This is a genomic window from Anaerococcus sp. C0059F3 (genome assembly GCF_056590475.1).
The window spans coordinates 62,165-79,358 of the sequence record NZ_JBWPWE010000011.1 but is presented as its reverse complement, the minus strand read 5'-3'; the positions used below and the strand labels follow the sequence as shown (position 1 = coordinate 79,358).

20 protein-coding genes and 1 tRNA gene are annotated in these 17,194 nt (G+C 35.4%); 19 read left to right on the top strand and 2 right to left on the bottom strand.

From position 1 onward, the window contains the following. Nucleotides 1-72: 72 nt before the first annotated feature. The 7 genes from AC1EJ5_RS08165 (at nt 73) to AC1EJ5_RS08135 (ending at nt 2,890) form a co-directional block, all read left to right on the top strand. Nucleotides 73-555 (top strand): helix-turn-helix domain-containing protein, encoded by a 483-nt coding sequence (locus AC1EJ5_RS08165; protein WP_479815652.1) that lies wholly within the window; start codon nt 73-75, stop codon nt 553-555. A 12-nt stretch (nt 556-567) separates the two neighbouring features. Continuing rightward, nucleotides 568-792 carry a hypothetical protein gene (locus tag AC1EJ5_RS08160; protein ID WP_223419785.1) on the top strand — a complete coding sequence of 75 codons (225 nt, stop codon included), beginning with the start codon at nt 568-570 and terminating at the stop codon, nt 790-792. Nucleotides 793-1,016: 224 nt separating this feature from the next. Beyond that, complete coding sequence (locus tag AC1EJ5_RS08155) at nt 1,017-1,256, top strand: hypothetical protein (protein WP_223419788.1); 240 nt, start codon at nt 1,017-1,019, stop codon at nt 1,254-1,256. A 529-nt stretch (nt 1,257-1,785) separates the two neighbouring features. Next, the gene (locus AC1EJ5_RS08150; RefSeq protein WP_223419790.1) at nt 1,786-2,223 is read left to right on the top strand and encodes a type II toxin-antitoxin system HicB family antitoxin; all 438 of its coding nucleotides are present in this window, start codon (nt 1,786-1,788) and stop codon (nt 2,221-2,223) included. Between the two features lie 56 nt (nt 2,224-2,279). After that, a complete protein-coding gene (locus AC1EJ5_RS08145) occupies nt 2,280-2,450 on the top strand; it encodes a hypothetical protein (protein WP_308748482.1) in 171 nt (56 codons plus the stop codon). Next, the gene (locus tag AC1EJ5_RS08140) at nt 2,443-2,610 is read left to right on the top strand and encodes a hypothetical protein (RefSeq protein WP_308748481.1); all 168 of its coding nucleotides are present in this window, start codon (nt 2,443-2,445) and stop codon (nt 2,608-2,610) included. The genes AC1EJ5_RS08145 and AC1EJ5_RS08140 overlap by 8 nt, the downstream gene beginning before the upstream one ends. Nucleotides 2,611-2,686: 76 nt before the next feature. Continuing rightward, a complete protein-coding gene (locus AC1EJ5_RS08135) occupies nt 2,687-2,890 on the top strand; it encodes a DUF7675 family protein (RefSeq protein ID WP_308748480.1) in 204 nt (67 codons plus the stop codon). 103 nt (nt 2,891-2,993) lie between these two features. Here the strand turns inward: AC1EJ5_RS08135 and AC1EJ5_RS08130 are convergent. Further along, nucleotides 2,994-3,083: transfer RNA gene (locus AC1EJ5_RS08130), tRNA-Leu, on the bottom strand. Nucleotides 3,084-3,220: 137 nt separating this feature from the next. On the opposite strand from AC1EJ5_RS08130, the gene ispE reads away from it, so the two are divergent. The 11 genes from ispE to AC1EJ5_RS08075 all read left to right on the top strand — a co-directional run bounded on the left by ispE (nt 3,221) and on the right by AC1EJ5_RS08075 (nt 14,057). Continuing rightward, nucleotides 3,221-4,060 carry a 4-(cytidine 5'-diphospho)-2-C-methyl-D-erythritol kinase gene (ispE, locus tag AC1EJ5_RS08125; RefSeq protein WP_479815651.1) on the top strand — a complete coding sequence of 280 codons (840 nt, stop codon included), beginning with the start codon at nt 3,221-3,223 and terminating at the stop codon, nt 4,058-4,060. After that, entirely contained in the window at nt 4,053-4,802 is a 750-nt protein-coding gene (gene murI, locus AC1EJ5_RS08120; protein WP_479815650.1) for a glutamate racemase, read from the top strand. Before ispE ends, murI begins: the two co-directional genes overlap by 8 nt. A gap of 1 nt (nt 4,803) precedes the next feature. Continuing rightward, the gene (locus tag AC1EJ5_RS08115; protein ID WP_479815649.1) at nt 4,804-5,709 is read left to right on the top strand and encodes a Ppx/GppA phosphatase family protein; all 906 of its coding nucleotides are present in this window, start codon (nt 4,804-4,806) and stop codon (nt 5,707-5,709) included. 2 nt (nt 5,710-5,711) lie between these two features. After that, complete coding sequence (ppk1, locus tag AC1EJ5_RS08110) at nt 5,712-7,889, top strand: polyphosphate kinase 1 (protein WP_479815648.1); 2,178 nt, start codon at nt 5,712-5,714, stop codon at nt 7,887-7,889. A 232-nt stretch (nt 7,890-8,121) separates the two neighbouring features. Further along, entirely contained in the window at nt 8,122-9,120 is a 999-nt protein-coding gene (locus AC1EJ5_RS08105) for a M15 family metallopeptidase (protein ID WP_223419807.1), read from the top strand. An 8-nt stretch (nt 9,121-9,128) separates the two neighbouring features. Next, a complete protein-coding gene (locus AC1EJ5_RS08100; protein ID WP_479815647.1) occupies nt 9,129-9,500 on the top strand; it encodes a RidA family protein in 372 nt (123 codons plus the stop codon). A gap of 469 nt (nt 9,501-9,969) precedes the next feature. Then, nucleotides 9,970-10,455, top strand: coding sequence for an NUDIX hydrolase (locus tag AC1EJ5_RS08095; protein ID WP_479815646.1), 486 nt, complete (start codon nt 9,970-9,972; stop codon nt 10,453-10,455). 256 nt (nt 10,456-10,711) lie between these two features. Then, nucleotides 10,712-11,770, top strand: coding sequence for a Fic family protein (locus AC1EJ5_RS08090; protein WP_479815645.1), 1,059 nt, complete (start codon nt 10,712-10,714; stop codon nt 11,768-11,770). Beyond that, the gene (locus AC1EJ5_RS08085; RefSeq protein ID WP_308748353.1) at nt 11,763-12,170 is read left to right on the top strand and encodes a hypothetical protein; all 408 of its coding nucleotides are present in this window, start codon (nt 11,763-11,765) and stop codon (nt 12,168-12,170) included. Before AC1EJ5_RS08090 ends, AC1EJ5_RS08085 begins: the two co-directional genes overlap by 8 nt. Nucleotides 12,171-12,223: 53 nt before the next feature. Beyond that, nucleotides 12,224-13,594 carry an aldehyde dehydrogenase family protein gene (locus tag AC1EJ5_RS08080; RefSeq protein WP_479815644.1) on the top strand — a complete coding sequence of 457 codons (1,371 nt, stop codon included), beginning with the start codon at nt 12,224-12,226 and terminating at the stop codon, nt 13,592-13,594. A gap of 88 nt (nt 13,595-13,682) precedes the next feature. Continuing rightward, nucleotides 13,683-14,057, top strand: a complete 375-nt coding sequence (locus tag AC1EJ5_RS08075; RefSeq protein ID WP_311486636.1) for a TetR/AcrR family transcriptional regulator — start codon at nt 13,683-13,685, stop codon at nt 14,055-14,057. A 69-nt stretch (nt 14,058-14,126) separates the two neighbouring features. On the opposite strand, the gene AC1EJ5_RS08070 is transcribed toward AC1EJ5_RS08075, so the two are convergent. Continuing rightward, the gene (locus AC1EJ5_RS08070) at nt 14,127-15,344 is read right to left on the bottom strand and encodes an FprA family A-type flavoprotein (RefSeq protein ID WP_479815643.1); all 1,218 of its coding nucleotides are present in this window, start codon (nt 15,342-15,344) and stop codon (nt 14,127-14,129) included. Nucleotides 15,345-15,508: 164 nt separating this feature from the next. Here AC1EJ5_RS08070 and AC1EJ5_RS08065 point away from each other — a divergent pair, with 164 nt between their 5' ends. Further along, nucleotides 15,509-17,179, top strand: coding sequence for an acyl-CoA dehydrogenase family protein (locus tag AC1EJ5_RS08065; protein ID WP_479815642.1), 1,671 nt, complete (start codon nt 15,509-15,511; stop codon nt 17,177-17,179). The last annotated feature ends 15 nt before the right edge of the window (nt 17,180-17,194 follow it).

The window sequence follows — 17,194 nt, the reverse complement described above, 5'->3', positions numbered from 1 at the left end:
TTATGGCAAAAATCGGGACATTTTCCTTTAAAATCCTATATATAAATAGACTTTAATACTAAAGGAGAATTTATGACAGGAACATATTATACAATTTTACCTGCAGAGGTAAGGCTGGATAAGAGGCTCTTGCCCTTTGAGAGAATTTTATTTTCAGATATTTTAACACTTGCCAACAAGAATGGTTATTGTTTTGCTTCAAACGCTTATTTTGCAAAAGCCTACGAGGTATCAACTGTCTCCATATCAACTTGGATATCAAACCTAGTAAAATATGGCTATATAAGCCGCTCTTATGATTACAAAGACAAGACAAAAAAGATAGAAAGACGTAGGCTCTATATCAAAGCAGACTTTATGACATATAAAAGCAGACTTAATGACCCCCACAAAGGAGACTTTAAGGAGGGTATAAAAGGAGACTTTAAAGATAATAATATAAATATAAATAATATAAAGGATAATATGGGCTACACCACAAAAGTATCTATAGAAAATCCATCTAGACCACCAAGGAAGTCCGACTATCTACAAGCTATGTTGGATAGGATTTAGGAAGGAGGGAAAATGGTAAAGGTAATTAATAAAAAAGGCAAGAAATATTTAAATATAGACGGTAGGGAGTACGGTCCGAAATCCCTTTATTTTCATATACAAAGAACCACTTCTACCTTAGAATATTTCACAAAAAGTGGTGATTGGGATGAAGATAGGCAAAGTCAAGTGAAAAAATATATCCAAAGGCTTGTGGAAATCTATAGGAAATATTATCCGGAAGAGGATAATTGGTGATATAAAAGATTAGATATAGAAAAAATAGGGGTTCCCCACCAAACTTATTAGTAAGTTTTTTAATGAGCGAGGAAACCCTATTTAATTTAATATATGAATATTGCTTTAATTGTCAAATATAAACTAAGAATGTTTTGTGGAACATTAAAAAATATTTGTGATTTATGCTTGATAAATAAATGAATATATTATATAACTAACATAAGAAAATAAGGGAGGGTAAAATGTTATCCAAAAATCAAGTTATTGAAATCGCGGATTTATTTTTCAATGGAAATCCTGAAAAGGCCTATACCCTAGTTTCGGATATGAATGAATGGAATCAGTTTATTAATTCGATAAAAAAAGATGAAAATCAGTTGAAAGCATATCTAATAATGAAGCATAGCGACCTAAGTATTTGGGAAAAACATACCCCATTTAAGGAAAAGAGAGCCTACCCAAGCTACGATATTGGATATTAAGATTCAATATTCTAATGGAAGAACAAGAATATTCATTAATTTAGGAAGACTCTAATTCCTAGCATAGATCTCTATGAGGAATAAAAAGGATAAAATATAAGCAACAGATTAAATAAATCACGGTTTATTTATAAATAGGTTTACTGGTTCATTTAAGGTCAAAGTTATAGATCATAGAGAATCAAATAAAGAAGATAAAAATTAATCTTAAGAATTTTGGAAAAATTTAGATGTGATGTTTCAAATTAGAAATATTTTAGTTTGGTAAATTGAAAAATCAGGCTGATTATTATAAGTTAATAGTATATGATAAGATGGCAATTATTTCGTAAAAATTACTGGCTTAGTATTTTCGTTATACGGACTAATGCGTATAATGATATATAAGAATTTTAATATTTGCAAGATTTATGGTGAAATTATTGACTTTGATATGCAAAAAAAGAATTTCATCTGAGTAATGGGAGAGATGCCAAAAGGCAAAAGACCATAAAAGACTTAAGAAATTTAGATGATAAGGAGAATTTTTATGTTTGTATCTTATCCAGCCGTGTTTTTGAAAAATGTAGAAAGCCTTGGGTTTACAATTTTATTTCCTGATTTACCAGGCTGTATTTCATGTGGAAATGATGTGAAGGACGCCTTATACATGGCAAATGACGCCCTGGGTTGTTTTTTATTTGATGATTATGCAAGGCTTGAGGATATGCCAAAATCTTCATTATTAGAAGATATTGATCTTAGAGATTTTATTGAGGAGGACGAATACAAATATCTTTCATTAGAAGGAAGTTTTAAGTCTTATGTTGGTTTGAATTTGACTGATTATGTGAAAAAACATGAAAAGAAAACTGTTAAGAAAAATGTAACCATACCTTCCTACCTTAATGAAATGGGCAAGGCTAGTAAAATTAATTTTTCCAAACTTTTAACAGAGGCTTTGGAAAGGGAATTTGATATAGAATAATTTATTTATTGGCGATTACAGGTGTGGTCGCTTTTTACTTGGTAAAAATGAAGATTATGAAATTTACTTTATTTTTAAAAAATGCACAAACGGGTAAAGATATATCGAGTATAGGACTTGATGAAAAAGAAGATCTGTATCAGAAAAATAGTGAGTCTTTAGTCAATACTATAAGAAAATCTTCAAATATTGTAGAAATTATTCTTAAGGAGTTTTCAAATGAATAAAAAAGAATTAACTGATGAAGAAAAGCAAAAATTATTGACAAATAGATTTACAGCTCCTTTTAAGGGGGAGACTATCGGACATAGAGAATTAACAGAGGAAGAGAAAAAAGAAGCTGAAGTGTTTTGGAAGAAAATAGACGAAAGAAAAGAAAACAAATGAATATTATCATACAAAGATAAGTAAATAATGACAAATGTGGATTAATCAATCTAGTAAATTCTAATTAAGGAAAATTATGAAGAATTCTTGGTATAAAAATAAAAAAACAGATCTAATTTGGTGGAAAAAGTCGGATAGAATTGGCGTGTGGGAATTTTCCTTTGATAAGGTTAAGGTTTATAATTTGTTTAAAGATTATCCTGCTTGTCTAAATAAAGAAGAAAAAGAGATATTTGATAGGGAAAATCCCTATCGGAAAGATTTTTTTAAGGATAGGTAATAAATTCTATTGTTTAAGAAAATTAATATTTATTAGCATAAAAAAAGGACCTCTTATGGTCTTTTTTATTTATCATATACTATAAAATGTTATTTTTAAGATATGGTGCGGGATAGAAGATTTGAACTTCCACGACCTAAAATCGGTCACAAGATCCTTAGTCTTGCGCGTCTGCCAATTCCGCCAATCCCGCATGGGATTACTAGTAAATAATACTATATATTCTATAAATTGTCAACTGCTTTTCCATTCTTGTGTAAAATTTTTCTTACAATTCGCAAAAAAATTAGGTTTTGCCTTGGGATATGATATAATAATTTTGAGGTATATATGATTAAAAAATGTTTTGCAAAGATTAACCTTAGCCTTGATATTATCTCAAAAAGAGCTGATGGTTATCACAATATCGACACTTTGATGGCGAGGATTAATCTTTTTGATAAATTAGAAATAGAAAAAACTTCTGACGGCAAATTTACTTATGACTCTAATGTAAGCTTAGGAAAAGTCGAGGATAACTTGATTTTTAAGGCCTACGAGGTCATGAAAAATCTTGCGGGCGAAAAGGCGACGGGCATTAGGGTTAAACTAACAAAAAATATTCCGGTTGCGGCTGGCCTTGCAGGTGGATCTACCAACGCCGCTGAGACTATAAAGGCCCTAAACGAACTTTGGGGCTTGGGTCTTACTAAAAATGACCTTATGGAGGCTGGGGCCAAGCTTGGGGCGGATATTCCATTTTTCTTCCTTGAAAGGGCGGCTCGTGCGACTGGTATCGGGGAAATCCTCGAGCCTTTTTCTATCAAAACACCCCTCAAGGTTCTTTTGGTAAATGACGGGACAAGTATAGCTTCTGCCCATGTATACAAAAATACCAAGCTTTTTGGCCACATTAAGACTGGTGAAATTGCAAAAAGTCTTAGCCAAGGTTCTTGGGAGTTTGTAGAGGATTTTGAAAATGTAATGGAAGACGTAGTTTTGAGGGATTTTCCACACCTAAAGGCAATTAAGGAAAATTTGACCAATCATGGTGCCCTTAAGGCCCTTGTTTCTGGGTCTGGCGCTTCTATTTTTGGGATTTTTAAGGATGAAAAGTGCTTGGATATGGCATACGAAGGCCTTAAGGATTCCTACAATTTTGTGAGAAAGGTGGACCTAATTGATGACTAATATTGGAATTTTTGATTCGGGTCTGGGCGGAGTTGCGGTTTTAAACGAACTTGCCAAGAAAAACAAGGCCAATTATTTCTACCTGGGGGACAATCTCAGAGTCCCTTATGGCAACAGGTCAAAGACTGAAATAACAAGCTTTGCGACCGATATTGTTAATTACCTTGAGTCCTATGATATAGATTATTACATAATCGCCTGCAACACAATTTCTGTGACTTGCAAGGATTATTTGAGGGAGAAATTCCAGAAAGAATTTATCACTATTGCCGATATGGCGATTGAGGCTGCATCGGGCTTTGAGGGTGATTACCTGACACTTGCAACCAAGGCTACTATTGATAGTCACTATTATAAAAAGGCCTTGGAGGCAAGAAAAGACTGCAAGGTCTACGAGTCAAAGGCCATTGACCTGGTGAATTTAATTGAAAGTGGAATTTTGGAAGGTGCGACACTTAATGACTCGCTAGATGAATATTTATCCATAGCAAATGAAAAGAAAATTCCAAATATTATCCTTGCCTGCACCCATTATCCAATAATCAAGGATAGGATTAAAGAAAGGCTAAATTATGAGGCAAATATCATAGATCCCGCCCTTTATTTGGCTGAAAAAATAGTGACTGAAGACCACCCAAATAGGGTAAATATATTTATGACAAAGAAAAGCGATGAAACTCGTGATTTAATCGATAAAATTATGGATGTTGACTATAAATTGAGCTTTATAGGAGGTTTGTAAGATGATTTACGCAATTATGGATATCGGCTCAAACACAGTAAGACTCTCAGTTTACAAGGAAAAAAACGGCGAGGCTGTGAATTTATTTTCAGAAAAAGAACAAGTTTCCCTTAAATCCTACGTCAAGGACGGCAGGCTTACTGAGAAGGGGATAAAGAGGTTGTTTTCAACTCTTGCAAACTTTAAGGAAGTTGTGGATAACTTTGACGATATCGACGAGGTCCATCCTTTTGCAACTGCGACTGTAAGGGACGTTGCTAACAGGTCTGATATTTTAGCCCTAATTAAGGATAAGCTTGACCTTGATATAGAGATTTTATCCGGCGAAGAGGAGGCCCAGCTCGCCTTTGTGGGTGCGGCTGTTTCTACTGATGTCAAGGAGGGCGTTCTTTGTGATATTGGAGGTGGTTCGACTGAAGTTGTTTTGATTGACCAGGGCAAGGTTATTAAGTCTTCATCCCTCTCAATTGGTTCACTTTCAGCCTTTAACGACTATGTTGAAGGACTTTTTGTCGATAAGGCCAGCAGGAAAAAAATCGAAAACCGAGTCGTCCAGCTTTTTGATGATACTTCTATGTATAGGGAAGATTTCAATGTCCTATCAGCCGTTGGAGGTTCTGCCCGTGCTGCCCTCATGGTTTATAGGGAATATTACGGCCTAACTGATGACGTCCGATCCATGGATGCGGCGGATTTCCAAGCCATGGTAAAAGATATTATTAAAAAATCTGACAAGAAGAAAATGCGTTTAATCCTTGATATTAAGCCAGACAGGATCCACACCCTCTTGCCTGGAATGATTATTATGAATGAAATATGCAAGTTTTTCTCAGTTGAAAAAATAAATGTTAGCCAAACGGGTGTTAGGGAAGGATATGTCTATAGCAAACTTTTAGGAAGGGGCTAGGCATGAAAAATTATACGCAAAATAGGGAATTATCCTGGCTAGACTTTAATAAAAGAGTTATAGAAGAAGCCATGGATAAGACCGTCCCAGTCCTTGAAAGACTCAAGTTTCTATCGATTTACGATACTAACCTTGAAGAGTTTTTTATGGTAAGGATTGGGTCTTTGACTGACTTGTCAAAGCTTAAAAAGCAACCTATTGATAACAAGTCAAACATGACTCCAATTGAGCAAATTGACGCATCTCTTGAAAAACTTGTGCCAATGTATGAGAGAAAGGACCAGATATATCTTGACCTAATCGAAGACTTGGCCAAGGAAGGTATAAATATACGAAAAGTTACCGATTTAGATGAAAAGGGCAGGGATTTTTGCCAGGTATATTTTGACACAAAAATCGAACCGATTTTGTCTTTTCAAATTATTGATAGGGTCCACCCACTGCCAAGACTTGCGAATTTAAGCCTGTCAGTAGTCTTTGACCTGTCCAAGAAAAAGTCCAAATCATCCAGCCCAAAGGAAATAATCGGCATAATCTACCTGCCAGAAAGGCTAAAAAGATATGTCATGATTTCCGACAGGACCTATGTTTTCCTTGAAGATATAATCAAGGAATGTGGGGCAGAAGTTTTTGAGGGCTATAAGGCTGAGAATGCCTTTGTTATGAGCCTTACAAGGAACGCTGATATTTCCTATGACGATGATGACTACGATGTCGAGGAAGACTTCAGGACCTATATGAAGGGGAAATTAAAGAAGAGAAATAGGCTAAAGCCAGTAAGGCTTGAGGTTGATTCTCCACTTGTCGCTGAAGATAAGGAATTTTTATGCAAGAATTTTGAACTTAGCGAGAAATCAATCTTCGTTTCAAAAACCCCTTTCCAACTAGGTTTTATCTTTGATTTCATTGAGAACCTACCAAGAAGGACCAAAAATGCCCTAACATACGAGCCTTTTGAGCCACAAGGATCAGCCATGGTAAATCCAGCAAGGCCAATGATTGATCAGATTATCGAAAAAGACATAATTTTATCCTACCCTTACGAGTCCATGGACCCAATGATAAGGCTTTTGGATGAGGCGGCAACTGATCCTACTGTAGATTCCATAAAGATTACCCTTTATAGGATTGCTAAGGATTCTAAAATTGCCAAGAGCCTCATTAAGGCCAGTGAAAATGGCAAGGAAGTCATTGTCCTATTGGAATTAAGGGCGAGATTTGACGAAGATAACAACATTTTCTGGTCGTCAAGGCTTGAAGATGCGGGCTGCAAGATTGTCTACGGTTTTGACCATTACAAGTGCCATTCCAAGGTTTGCCTCATTACTAGGTATGTTGACGGGGAAATTTCCTTTATTACTCAGATTGCGACCGGAAATTATAACGAAAAAACCGCCAAACTTTATACAGATTTTTCCTTCATGACAGGAGATATGGTCATTGGCCAAGATGCCAAGGATTTATTTGATAATATTTTGATAGGCAATCTCGAAGGCGATTACAAAAAGCTCATGGTTTCGCCAAAGTCTATGCCAGAAGGCCTTGAAAAATTGTTTAAAGATGAGATTAAAAAGGCTAAAAATGGAGAAGACGCCTATATCAGGCTAAAGATGAATTCAATTTCCGATAGGGGCTTAATTGACCTTTTGGCCAAGGCAAGCCAGGCGGGAGTTGAAATCAAGATGATGGTAAGGGGTATCACCTGCATCTTGCCAGGAGTAGCAGGAGAGACTGAAAACATTGAAATTTACCAGATTGTTGGCAGGTTCCTCGAACACCACAGGATTTACCAATTCGGCAGGGAAAACCCAAAAGTTTATATATCTTCGGCCGATTTTATGACCCGAAATATCAGAAATAGGGTCGAAGTTGCAGTACCAATCGAAGATCCTGATGTGAAAAAATATGTCCTAGACTTTTGCGATACCATGTTTGCTGATGACGTTAAAATCAGGAAATTATATGCAACTGGCGAATATTTGAGGGTGGAAAATAAGAATAATTATAATGCCCAAGAAGAGCTTATGAAAAAAGCCATCTCAGATTTTGAACAGGCAGAAGCTAAGTATAGGGAAAATGATTTAGGAAATAATCATAAAATACTTAAAGCTGATGCTGCAAAAAAAGATGAGGAAAAAGCAAGTTTTATAGACTGGCTTAAAAATATTTTTAAGAATTAGTCAAAATAAACCTAAAATTGATGAAAATCCGACAAAAAAGTCGGATTTTTTACTTTTTTCTTTAAAAAATACGCATTTTGCCCTGTTCATTTTGTAAAATTCGTGTTATAATAATGGTAACGAAATGTAATGTTGAACTAAAATAGTAAATTGAAATATATTTAATATTTATGCAAGACCTTACTGACCCACAGATTTACACTAAAATATTGAAATAAATAGAGGAATAAAAATGTCAAACAAAGGTATCAGAGAGCTTAAGAGACGTAAAAGAAGAGAGACAAGAAGAAGGAGAAAAAAGGCAATTTTTCTAGGTGCTGGATTGGTTTTGACCCTTACAACAGCTAAGTTTGCCCTACAAAAAGATGATGATTACCAAATCAGAAGACCAAGTGAATACAGGATTGCATCTGGTGAATTAATGGCAGATAAAGCCAAAGAGGAAAAAGCCAGCACATCCGATGTCCACGTAGCAACTGAGATTGGTTTTAAAAATATAGATTTAAAAGATGAACAAAAGATCGAAGATAGCTCTTATGAAAATGAGCTTGTTGAGTATGTGAAGTGCCTACAAACCCAATATGCCTACCAATTTCCAAATGATTATTCAAAAACAGATAAGTTTGTAAAGGAAGGCCAATACCTTGGTTTTTATGGCTCGGAAAACGGTTTTGCAAAGGTAAAAATTGACGATTCATATTATTATGTAAATAAATATGGACTTGCAAAGACAGATCCAAGCGAGACTGTAAAGGTTGTAAGCGGAATAGTTTATGTCAGCGAAGCCTATCCACTACCAGCAAATTTTGACCCAGGTGTGGACAAGACTGCTAGGCGTGCCTTCGAAACCATGCGCCAAGATATGGAAAGAGTTGGCCTAAACCTAAAGATAGCGTCTGACTACAGGGGCTATGAGCTTGAGGGCAAGATGTATGATGCGGGCGAAGTTGATGCAGAACCAGCCGGCACAAGTGAACACCAAACAGGCACAGCCTTTGACTTTTTCACAGAAGGCTCTAAATACAATGATAAATTTGAAGCGACAGCCGAATACAAATGGCTAGCTGAAAATGCCTATAAATATGGATTTATCGAAAGATATCCAAAGGGTAAGGAAAATAAAACCCACCACAAGGCCCAAGCTTGGCACTACAGGTTTGTAGGGGTCGAAAATGCCAAGGAAATTTACGACAACAATCTTACTTTAGAAGAATTTTTAAAGATATCATAGGGGGAAGTATGAAAACAATTCAAACAAAAAATGCACCAGCAGCTGTAGGAGCCTATGCCCAAGGCATAGTTACAGATAATTTAATATTCACATCAGGCCAACTTCCACTTGACCCAGCAACAGGCGAATTAGAAATGGAAATCAAAAAGGCCACAAAAAGAGCCCTTGAAAACATCAAGGCCATAGTAGAAGCAGGCGGTTCATCTGTGGATAAAATTGTAAAATGCAATGTATTCCTAGATGACGTAAACGACTTTGCAGCCTTCAACCAAGTCTACGAAGAATTCTTCGGCGACCATAAACCAGCCAGATCTGCCCTAGAAGTAGCAAACATACCAAAAGGTGCAGTAATAGAAATCGAAGCCATAGCTGTACTATAGCCTTGTCCTAATTTTCCGAAAGGAAAATTATGAAAATCCTTATGCAGAGGTTCGAACTTGTCCTTATTTCCCGAAGGAAAATAAGCAGAAAGTTCCACCGATGCTATAGCTTTGTCCTAACGAGAACGAAGTTCGAGTTATGGAAAGACGGTAGTCCTAGTTAAAAAGGAATTTTCGAAAAAACAGGATTAGTGTGCTCAATTTCTGGGAAATATTCATAGTCTTTTTGGATAAGTTTTCGAAACTATTGCTAAAGTTATTCTGAAAATGAAAATCTTGTGAAATAGGATTTGTAAAAATTTTTGAAAACAGAATCATTATGTAAATGATTTTAAAAAGTATTTATAAGCTCTTTATTATTTGTTTGATAAGATTATAAGAAATAAAAAAATAAGAAAAATACAATCTTGACCCAGAGGGGTCATTTTTGTTTTTGTGGGAATTTTGAAATTAAAGTTAAGGAAGAGAGATGGATCAGGATTGTGGATTTAGAAAAGGGGATAAGTGGTTTAGGTATAGGGCTGATGCAATAATAGTCGAAGATGACTGCGTTTTGTTTGCGGGAAATGAAGTAGAGGACTATTACTATTCCATAGGTGGCGGAGTCCATTTGGGGGAAAGTTCTGAACAAGCCATAAAAAGAGAAGTCTTCGAAGAAACAGGCGCCTATTACGAAGTTGATTATTTGGCTATTATTCACGAAAATTTCTTTGTAGGAAGCTCTAGTTTAAAAGGCGTAGACTGCCATGAGATTTGCTTTTATTACATGATGAAGCCAAAGGGCGATAAAAATCTTAATAGCCACAGCCATACCATGGGAGGCATAAAAGAAACTATGCACTGGATACCAATCGACCGACTTGAAAATTATAAGGCTTATCCGACTTTTATGAAAGATTATTTAAAGTCAGACCACAAGGACCTCGTTCACATCGTCACAGATGAAAGAGTCTGACAAGGCTCAGCCATCTATTGAAATATTGAAAGTTTCATTTTATAGATAAAGTCAAGCATTGAATTCCTGTCATTTAAGGATTTCATAAGATGTTGAATGGCAAAAATAAATATATTAAAATGATAGATAACATTTTTTAATCTCGCCACTTTTGCATTATCATAGCCAAATTAATTAAAATGGCGAGATTAATCTCGCCAATCTTGATTTATATACGCCAATTATGGTATAATGGCGAGAAAGGTGGTGAGATTTCATGACGGAATTTAATTATTCAAAATTGCTTGAGTTAAATATACCTGCGAATATGTATGATTTGATAGCAAAAATATACGAGTATAAGGGTAAACAGGAACTTTATGTGGAAAATTTCTCAGATGTACTCGAAAAAATGGTAGAAGTTGCTAAGATCCAATCAACAAAATCATCAAATGCAATTGAAGGCATTTCTACAAGTGATGGCAGGTTAGCAGAATTGATGAAGAAAAAAAGTGTGCCAAGAAATAGAAATGAAGAAGAAATATATGGCTATAGACAAGTACTAGATATTATTCACGAAAACTATGAAAATATAGACTTTACAAAAAATAATATTTTAACTTTGCACAATAGACTATATTCTTACTCTGGAGGGAGTCATAAGGGCAAATTTAAGAGCATAGATAATAGTATAGTTGAAACAAACGTACTAGGGGAAAAAAGAATAAGATTTCAGCCTGTATCAGCTTTTGAAACAGAATCATACATTGATAAAATGATTAGCGCTTATGATGAAGCTATAAATTTAAAAATACCACCATTGTTACTAATTCCGGTTGTTGTTCATGATTTTTTGTGCATCCATCCTTTTTTTGATGGAAATGGGAGGATGTCTAGACTTATCACACTTCTACTTCTTTATAAAAATGGTTTTTTTGTAGGAAAATATATTTCATTAGAAATGATAATAGAAGATACCAAGGATTCGTATTATGAAGAATTGCAAGCGTCAAGTGAAAATTGGCATTCTGGAACTAATGATGAATTACCATTTATAAAATATATGCTATCAGTAATTTACAAGGCATATAGTGAATGTGATGAGAGATTTAGGCTAATAGGGGAGAAATCTTTGACATCTGCAGAAAGGGTGTTAAAGGTATTTGATAACACTTTAGAAGCCCTATCTAAATCTGATATTGTTATACTCTGCCCAGATATTTCAAAGAGAACTATCGAGAGAGCATTAAAAGAGCTAAGTGATGGAGGTTTAATTAAACAAATAGGTAGCGGGAGAGCGACTAAATATATTAAAGTAGAAAGTCTATATGAGTGATAAAATCTATCTAATATTTTTAGGTGTAAATATTTTAATTATTATAGTAAATTACAATCTTTTAAAAAACCCAAAACCATACCCACCAGAGGAAATTAGGAAAGAATTTAAAAGTGGGGGAGAAAGGCGAGGTTCATATAAGTATAGTGGCCTGTCCCATTACCTTCTCCCAAGACTTGTTAAAAGCCAAGCAAATTGGGAAAATGGAAATACTTATTGGTATAGGTCTGGTGTAAGATTGGGAATATTTAGTATTGTTCTTACACTGATAACAGCAATATTAGGTGAAGTTTTTAGACTTTTTGATTCTTTAGTTGGCTTGTTTATTAATTTAATTCCGTGGGTTTTAGGAATGATATATATGTGTATAAGGATGGAAAAAGATATTTTAAAGGATTAATTTATAGAATATTTTTTTATGAATTTCAATCTGTGAATTTTGAAAGGACAGTTATGAATCTTGAAAATATTATTCATAATCAAAGAGAATTTTTTCTAGGCAACTCTACCAAGTCCTATGATTTTAGGATGAGAGAGTTAAACAAGCTTGAAAAGGCCATAAGGGAAAATGAAGGGGCGATTCTTGCTGCCCTTGAAAAAGACTTGGGCAAATCTAATTTTGAATCATATCTTACTGAATACCATTTTGTCCTTGAAGAGATTAAATTTGCAAAGAAAAATCTTAAAAAGTGGATGAAGAAAAAAAGAGTAGGAAAGTCCCTTACGACCTTTCCAGCAAAAAGTTTTTATGTCTACGAGCCCCTTGGCGTGACTTTGATTATTTCCCCATGGAATTACCCTTTTAATTTGAGTTTGGGTCCTGTTGTTGGGGCCATAGCAAGTGGTAATACTGTGATTTTAAAGACTTCATCAAAATCGACTGAAACAAGTAAAATTATCTCAAGAATTGTCGGGGATAATTTTAGGGAAGAGTATTTTATTCATTTAGATAATGAAAAACTCGACTATGATGAATTGATAAATAAGCCTTATGACCATGTTTTTTATACAGGAGGTCCTGGTGTTGCCAAAAAAATTATGGAAGCTCAAGCTCCTCACCTTAGTAAATTAACATTAGAACTTGGGGGAAAGAGTCCTTGCCTGGTTGAAAAGACAGCTGACATAAAAATGGCGGCAAAGAAAATTGCCTGGGCCAAAACTGTAAATGCCGGCCAAACCTGTATTGCCCCAGACTTTTTGATCGTAGATAAGGCCATAAAAGACAATCTAATTTTAGAATTAAAGGAAAAGCTAACTGACTTTTATGGGGAAAACCCACTTGCTAATAAAGACTTGCCAAGGATTATAAATACCCATCATTTTGATAGGCTTTTGGAGCTTATAGACGAAGACAAAGTAGTTTTTGGAGGAGCTTATGATAGGGATAAATTAAAAATAGCCCCAACTATCATGGACGGGGTCGATTTTTCTGATCCTGTCATGGGTGAGGAAATTTTTGGACCTATTATTCCCATAATTTCTTACTCAAAGCTTGATGAGATTTTGGGTAAAATAAAGAGAATGCCAAAGCCCTTAGCTTTTTATACCTTTACACGTGATAAAAATATAGAAGATAAAATCATCAGGGAAATGGAATACGGCAACGGGGCCATTAATGAGTGCTTGATGCAAATTGCTAATCCTAGGTTAGAATTTGGGGGAGTAGGAAATTCGGGCCAGGGAGGCTACCACGGTTTTTTTGGTTTTATGAATTTTTCTAATAGGAAATCTATGGTCAAGGCTGGATTTTTTGATAATCCTTTTAGGTATCCGCCTTATTCGAAAAAGACCCTTGCTTTGATAAAAAAAATTTTGACTATGTAGATAAATACCATATTATAAGGGAGAAAACATAAAAAAAAGAAGTGTTGAAGAAATATTTGTAGCAACTCTCTTAGACTTGTCTGTGAGAATGGATCTTGATAAGATCACTGTAAGAAAAATCGTTGAAGAATCAGGTTTGTCCCAGCAAACTTTTTATAATTATTATAAAAATAAGGAAGGCTTGGGTTTTTCTGTCCACAAGGTCTATGGGCAGAGTCTGATTGATAGGTTAAATGAAGATGAAGATTATGATTTAAATAATCTTTTGATTGATAATATCAAGTTTTATCAAGAACACAAACAATTTATTTTAAATGCTCTAAAGCATACAAAGGGAGATAATTCATACTTTCATCTATCTGCTGAAAATGCTTATAAAAGCCTAAAGGAATATCTTTTAAAGAAAAATAATTCTAGCAAAGTATTAAAGTCATTTAATAACTCTGCTAGTTTTTCATATTAGATAAAATCATTTACTTATAATTTTTCATAGCAAAAAGCTCGAAGTAAATCTTCGAGCTTAATTTTTTTCTTAAATTTCTGTGTTTTTTATATCTTCTGCTATTAGTTTAGCAAGTTCTTTAAGTTCTGATACTTGTGGGTCTTTTACTCCGGAGTTGATTTTTACAACGTCGCCAATGTAGTTTAGCTTAGCAGGTTCTAGGATTTCTTGAGCGATTTCAAGGCTTCTTCCGCCCCAAGACCAGTTGTTTAAGAAGGATACAGTTCTGTTTTTGTAGCCTGTTCCAACAAGTTCTCTTAGGAAGGCATCCATCTTGTAGTAGAGGCCTGCGTTGTAGTTGATTGGTGCGAATACTGAGTGGGTAAATCTGTGGCAGTCTGCAACTGGATATGAGAAGTCCCAGTCAGAGATGTCGTAAAGAACAATATCTTCAATGCCTTCTTGAGCTAGGTAGTTTGCGAGGATGTCGCTTGCTTGTTCTGTATCGCCGTACATTGATGCGTAAACTATAGCTACTCCCTTTTGTTCTGGTGTAAAGCCTGCCCAGTGGCCGTATTTTTCCATGATAAAGCTAATTGATTCAGGATCTTTATATACAGGTCCGTGTAGTGGAAGGATGGCATTAATATCAAGGCCTTCTACCTTTTTAAATAAGTTTTGTACCATCTTTCCTTGCTTACCAACTATATTGATATAGTAACGTCTAGCTTGTTCTAACCAGTCACCCTTGTGGATAACCTTACTTGCTTCGATATTACCTGCGATAGCGTTGAAGGCACCGAAGGCGTCAGCTGAGAAGAATAAGCCTTCTGTTGTCTCATAGGTCATAAATACTTCTGGCCAGTGAACCATTGGAGCAAAGACGAATTTAAGGTTTCTCTTACCTATATTTAATTCTTCGCCGTCTTTGATTTCTACATATCTCTCAGCAAATTTGTTATCGTAGAATTGCTCAAAAAACTTGTGAGTTTTGGCATTTCCGACAAATTTACAGTTTGGATATTCTTTAAGGATAAAGTCAATGTTTCTGCAGTGGTCAGGTTCCATGTGGGAAACTACGATATAGTCAAGTTCTTCTCCGTCTAGAGCTGCGGCAACATTTTCTAGATACTGTCTTGTGAATGCACCTTCTACAGAATCCATGAGAACATTTTTTTCGTCCTTGATGACAAAGGCATTGTAAGAAACTCCGTTTGGAACTTCGAACATATTCTCAAACCTGTTGATTCTGCGGTCATTCACACCTACCCAATAAATATTATCGAGTACTTCTATTATATTGTGCATATTAACTCCTTTGTTAAATAATTGTTTTTCTAACTTAACTATACCTGTTTTCCGCCGATGTTAAACTTATTTATTGAAAGAGTTAATAAACTTTGATGAAAATGTTTTATTAAAATGATAATGGGTATCACTTATATATAAGCGTAGTAAATTAAGGAGAAAATATGACATATAAATTGCCAAAAGAAATTAATGAATTTAGAAAATTTGTAAGGAGTTTTGCAGATGAAAAGGTTAAGCCACTTGCAGCCTTTATGGAAGAGGACTTCCCTCTTGAAATCCTAAACGAAATAGGAGAAGCTGGGCTCTTATCCATTCCATTTGAAGAAAAATTTGGGGGCTGTGGTTTATCTTACGACAACTATGCTACCGCTGTTGAGGAAATAGCTAGGGTAAATAGTGGACTTGCAAGCCTTGTCATTGCCCATACTTCTTTGGCTACTTGGCCTATAAATGAATTTGCAAACGAAAAACAAAAAGAAAAGTATTTGAATTTACTCCTAGATGGCAAAAACCTAGGAGGTCTTGGCCACTATGAGGAAGATGAGGATATCCAAACAACTGCCACAGAAGAGGGAGATTACTTCCTACTTAATGGCAAGAAAATCCTAGTAACCAACGCTCGTCTTGCAAATTATTATTTGGTAACAGCCCTTACAAACCCAAGAGATAAGGAAAATGGACTTTCACTTTTCATAATTGATAAGGATTGCCAAGGACTTTCTTTTTCAAAAACCTATGAGAATTTAGGCTCAAGATCAGTTATAACTGGAGACTTGATTTTAAAAGACGCAAAAGTTTCAAAGGAAAATTTAATTGGCGAGATTAACAAGGCAAATGAATATATTGAGGAAATTTTTGAGGCAAGTAACCTTGCAACAGCTGCCCTTGCCTTAGGTCTGGCAGATGCTGCTTATGAAGCTAGTCAAACTTATTTACAAAGTGGTTTGAAGACCTTTAAGGCTCGTAAGGCTGCCAAGGTCAATCGTCCAATCCTCGCTTCTATGGCTACAGACCTTAAGGCAGCAAAGATGATGGTTAGGGATGCGGCCTTAAAAATGGACGCTAAGGCAGATTTTTATGGCAAAGATACTTCTATGGCTAAACTTTTTGTTTCAAAGCTTTCTGAAGATTTCTCATCCAAGGCCCTTGATATGTGTAGTGGTACCTCATCATCTGCTACTGATCTTGATAAACTTTATAGAGATGCCAAGATTAGCCAAATCTATGATGGTTCTGGCGACCTTATGAAGGAAACAATCGCAGCCTATATTTTGGATAAAAAAGATGCTAAGAAGGTTACAAAGATAGAAGATACCACTAAAAAAGCCTCAGCTAAGGTTGAAGATAGGAAGAAAGAAGTCTTTGTTGGAGATGTTAGGGAAGCTGTTAAGAAAGTTGTGGCAGCCCTCCTTGCTGATGGCCTTAAGCTTAAGAAAGACCCAGTTGACCTAGAAAGCCCTATTGAAGGCGCTGAGAGGGTTGTGGCTGTTGGTATGGGTCTTGGTGAAAAACAAAACCTAGATTTGGCAAAAGACCTTGCAAAGCTTACAGGCTCAGTCCTTGGGGCATCAAGACCTGCTGCCCAAGTTAGACACTATGTTTCAAATGACCACTATATTGGCGTTAGTGGCAAGAAATTTACTGGCGAACTTTACTTTGGTATAGGTATTTCAGGTACAATCCAACACTTAAAGGGAATTGACTCTGCGAGAAAAGTTGTAGTTATAAATAACGATGAGGGTGCACAATTCTTTAAAAACTGCGATTACGGTATAGTAGGCGACTTCCACGAAGTAGTACCAGCCCTAATCGAAGAAATCAAAAACCTATAAAATTAAATTTAGAGA

Excerpts from the sequence above, each read along its gene's own strand:
- AC1EJ5_RS08165 (WP_479815652.1), top strand. The coding sequence starts at position 73 with ATGACAGGAACATATTATACAATTTTACCTGCAGAGGTAAGGCTGGAT.
- AC1EJ5_RS08160 (WP_223419785.1), top strand. The coding sequence starts at position 568 with ATGGTAAAGGTAATTAATAAAAAAGGCAAGAAATATTTAAATATAGAC.
- AC1EJ5_RS08155 (WP_223419788.1), top strand. The coding sequence starts at position 1,017 with ATGTTATCCAAAAATCAAGTTATTGAAATCGCGGATTTATTTTTCAAT.
- AC1EJ5_RS08150 (WP_223419790.1), top strand. The coding sequence starts at position 1,786 with ATGTTTGTATCTTATCCAGCCGTGTTTTTGAAAAATGTAGAAAGCCTT.
- AC1EJ5_RS08145 (WP_308748482.1), top strand. The coding sequence starts at position 2,280 with ATGAAATTTACTTTATTTTTAAAAAATGCACAAACGGGTAAAGATATA.
- AC1EJ5_RS08140 (WP_308748481.1), top strand. The coding sequence starts at position 2,443 with ATGAATAAAAAAGAATTAACTGATGAAGAAAAGCAAAAATTATTGACA.
- AC1EJ5_RS08135 (WP_308748480.1), top strand. The coding sequence starts at position 2,687 with ATGAAGAATTCTTGGTATAAAAATAAAAAAACAGATCTAATTTGGTGG.
- ispE (WP_479815651.1), top strand. The coding sequence starts at position 3,221 with ATGATTAAAAAATGTTTTGCAAAGATTAACCTTAGCCTTGATATTATC.
- murI (WP_479815650.1), top strand. The coding sequence starts at position 4,053 with ATGACTAATATTGGAATTTTTGATTCGGGTCTGGGCGGAGTTGCGGTT.
- AC1EJ5_RS08115 (WP_479815649.1), top strand. The coding sequence starts at position 4,804 with ATGATTTACGCAATTATGGATATCGGCTCAAACACAGTAAGACTCTCA.
- ppk1 (WP_479815648.1), top strand. The coding sequence starts at position 5,712 with ATGAAAAATTATACGCAAAATAGGGAATTATCCTGGCTAGACTTTAAT.
- AC1EJ5_RS08105 (WP_223419807.1), top strand. The coding sequence starts at position 8,122 with ATGTCAAACAAAGGTATCAGAGAGCTTAAGAGACGTAAAAGAAGAGAG.
- AC1EJ5_RS08100 (WP_479815647.1), top strand. The coding sequence starts at position 9,129 with ATGAAAACAATTCAAACAAAAAATGCACCAGCAGCTGTAGGAGCCTAT.
- AC1EJ5_RS08095 (WP_479815646.1), top strand. The coding sequence starts at position 9,970 with ATGGATCAGGATTGTGGATTTAGAAAAGGGGATAAGTGGTTTAGGTAT.
- AC1EJ5_RS08090 (WP_479815645.1), top strand. The coding sequence starts at position 10,712 with ATGACGGAATTTAATTATTCAAAATTGCTTGAGTTAAATATACCTGCG.
- AC1EJ5_RS08085 (WP_308748353.1), top strand. The coding sequence starts at position 11,763 with ATGAGTGATAAAATCTATCTAATATTTTTAGGTGTAAATATTTTAATT.
- AC1EJ5_RS08080 (WP_479815644.1), top strand. The coding sequence starts at position 12,224 with ATGAATCTTGAAAATATTATTCATAATCAAAGAGAATTTTTTCTAGGC.
- AC1EJ5_RS08075 (WP_311486636.1), top strand. The coding sequence starts at position 13,683 with ATGGATCTTGATAAGATCACTGTAAGAAAAATCGTTGAAGAATCAGGT.
- AC1EJ5_RS08070 (WP_479815643.1), bottom strand. The coding sequence starts at position 15,344 with ATGCACAATATAATAGAAGTACTCGATAATATTTATTGGGTAGGTGTG.
- AC1EJ5_RS08065 (WP_479815642.1), top strand. The coding sequence starts at position 15,509 with ATGACATATAAATTGCCAAAAGAAATTAATGAATTTAGAAAATTTGTA.